A 2,883-nucleotide genomic window follows, 5' to 3' on the forward strand; every position below is an offset into this window, starting at 1 on the left:
GAAGCAGCCCGCGCCCTCGGCGCCGAGCAGGTGGTCGGCGGGTACCCGGACATCGGTGAACCGCAGGTGCCCTTCGTGTTCGCTGAATCCGGGCACGGTGAAATTGCGGACCAATTCGAGGCCCGGGGCATCCGCCGGGACAATGAACATCGACAACCGAAGATGCGGTTCGGCGGCCGGATCGGTCACCACCATCACGATGTGAAAGGTGGCGAACTCGGCGCAGGAGTTGAACCACTTCTCGCCGTTGATGACCCACTCGTCGCCGTCGCGTACCGCGATGGTCCGGAACGCGGTCGGGTCCGAGCCGCCGGTGGGCTCGGTCATCACGTAGCAGGACCCGATCTCGCCGTCGAGCAGCGGCTGCAGGTACTTCTCCTTCTGCTCCGGAGTGCCGAAGTGCGCGAGGATCTCGGCATTGCCGGAATCCGGTGCCTGACAACCGAACACGAGCGGCGCCCACATCGAGGCGCCGAGCACTTCGTTGAGCAGGGCGAGCTTGAGCTGGCCGTATCCGGGCCCGCCGAGTTCGGGACCGAGATGGCAGGCCCACAGTCCCTGCTCCTTGACCTGCTGTTGCAGCGGCCGCATCAGCGCACGGATCTCCGGATTGGTCCGGTCGTACGGGTTGGGGTAGAGCAGATCCAGTGGCTCGACCTCGGTGCGGACGAACTCCGCGACCCAGTCGAGCTTGCGCTGGTACTCCGGATCGGTCTCGAAATCCCAAGCCATGGTCAGCCTTTCGTGTTGTCGCCTGCGGCGGTGAGCCCGGACAGGACGGTGTCGGTGAGGATCTCGGCGATCTCGGTGGGGGAGTGCGCACCGCGTTCGCGGTACCAGAAGCCGAGCGAGTTCAGCATGCCGAGCAGGCCGTTGGTGACGACATGATCGGCGGTGCGCAGCTGCCCCGTGGCGAAGCCCGCATCGATGACGTCCTGCCAGCAGCGCTGGAGCCGGTCACGCAACTGCTGCAGTTCGGTGGCGCGTTGCCCGGTGAGTGCTTCCCCGTCGCGCAGGTGCACGGCCACCGCGCGTCGGTGCGTGACGATCAACTCCACATGACTGCGGATGAGCAGGCGCAGGGTCTGGACCGGATCGGCGCCCGCCGCGATGATGCGTTCGGCGTCGTCGAGCAGCAGCCGGGTGTAGTCGCCGAGGATCTCCCACAGCAGCTCTTCCTTGGAACCGATGTGGTAGTACAGCGCACCCCGCTGGACGTCGGCTCTCGCGCCGATCTCGGCGACGCCGGTGGCGTGGAAGCCGCGTTCGGCGAACAGGTCGAGGGCCGCGGCGCGGATGCGATCGTGGGTATCGGCCGCGCCGCGATCGGTGGCGGGTGGGCGCCCACGGCGGCGGACTGGAGCGACGGGTTCGCCGGGCTGCGCGACGCTCACCATGCCTCCACTCCGCCGGGCGACCAGGGCTGACCGCCGAGAAATGTTCCGGTCAGTACATTAATTCTCCGGGTGCCTACAATCAAGAGGTGGCCCGCCACGCCCACCGCGCTGACCCCGGCGTCTCGGCGTGGCGGAATGGACGGCGCTCCTGCGGCGTTCGAACCCACACGAGATGTCACCACTACCCACGGGTAACATGACATCGACTTTTCCCACCCGGCTTTCTCAAAAGTGAGGCAGTAGATGACAGAGCGGATTCAGGTCGGCGGGCTCCAGGTGGCCAGCGTTCTTCACGATTTCATCGAGAACGAGGCGCTCCCCGGTACCGGCGTAGATTCCGCCGCGTTCTGGGCCGGCGCCGAGCAGGTCATCAACGACCTCGCCCCGCGCAACCGTGCCCTGCTGGCCGAACGCGACGAGATCCAGGGCAAGCTCGACGCCTGGCACCAGGAGAGCCCCGGCACCGGCTACGACAAGGGCGCCTACAAGGAGTTCCTGACCGAGATCGGTTACCTGCGTCCCGAGCCCGCCCCGTTCCAGATCGGCACCGGCAACGTCGACGCCGAGATCGCCACCACCGCGGGCCCGCAGCTCGTGGTGCCGGTGATGAACGCGCGCTTCGCGATCAACGCCGCCAACGCGCGCTGGGGCTCGCTCTACGACGCGCTCTACGGCACCGACGCCATCTCCGAGGCCAACGGCGCCGAGAAGGGCACCGGCTACAACCGCGTGCGCGGCGACAAGGTCATCGAGTGGGGCCGTAACTTCCTCGACGACGCCGTCACCCTGATCACCGGCTCGCACATCGGTTCGTCGTACTACAAGATCGTCGACGGCGAGCTCGAGATCGGCCTGGAAGACGGCACCGACATCGGCCTGGCCGACCCGTCGCAGCTCGTCGGCTACCTGGGCGACCCCGAGGCCCCGACCTCGGTGCTGCTCAAGCACAACGGCCTGCACATCGAGATCCAGATCGACGCGAACTCGCCGATCGGCTCGACCGACACCGCCGGTGTCAAGGACATCGTGCTCGAGTCCGCGCTCACCACGATCATGGACTTCGAGGACTCGGTCGCCGCGGTCGACGCCGAGGACAAGGTCGTCTGTTACCGCAACTGGCTCGGCCTGATGAAGGGCGACCTGGCCGAAGAGGTCACCAAGGGCGGCAAGACCTTCACCCGCACCATGAACCCCGACCGTGTGTTCACCGCGCTCGATGGTTCCGAGCTGGTGCTGCACGGCCGGTCGCTGCTGTTCGTGCGCAACGTGGGCCACCTGATGACCTCCGACGCGATCATCGACGCCGAGGGCAACGAGGTGCCCGAGGGCATCATGGACGGCCTGATCACCTCGCTGATCGCCGTGCACTCGCTCAACGGCGACACCCAGCGCGCCAACACCCGCACCGGTTCGGTCTACATCGTGAAGCCGAAGATGCACGTCCCCGACGAGGCCTCTTTCACCAACTATCTGTTCGTCCGTATCT

The 2,883-nt window shown here is 66.7% G+C and carries 3 protein-coding genes; 1 reads left to right on the top strand and 2 read right to left on the bottom strand.

All coding sequences use genetic code 11. The features are described 5' to 3' along the window. Together ACFWPJ_RS29505 and ACFWPJ_RS29510 are read right to left on the bottom strand one after the other, a co-directional pair. Positions 1-732 (bottom strand): acyl-CoA dehydrogenase family protein (locus ACFWPJ_RS29505; protein WP_378856286.1); only part of this gene is annotated, 732 nt, incomplete at its 3' end. A gap of 2 nt (positions 733-734) precedes the next feature. After that, positions 735-1,394, bottom strand: a complete 660-nt coding sequence (locus ACFWPJ_RS29510; protein WP_378856288.1) for a TetR/AcrR family transcriptional regulator — start codon at positions 1,392-1,394, stop codon at positions 735-737. A gap of 246 nt (positions 1,395-1,640) precedes the next feature. On the opposite strand from ACFWPJ_RS29510, the gene ACFWPJ_RS29515 reads away from it, so the two are divergent. Beyond that, on the top strand, positions 1,641-2,883 hold a 1,243-nt coding region (locus ACFWPJ_RS29515; protein ID WP_378856290.1), incomplete at its 3' end, for a malate synthase G.

The organism is Nocardia sp. NPDC058497, from assembly GCF_042720195.1.
Taxonomy (GTDB): Bacteria; Actinomycetota; Actinomycetes; order Mycobacteriales; family Mycobacteriaceae; genus Nocardia.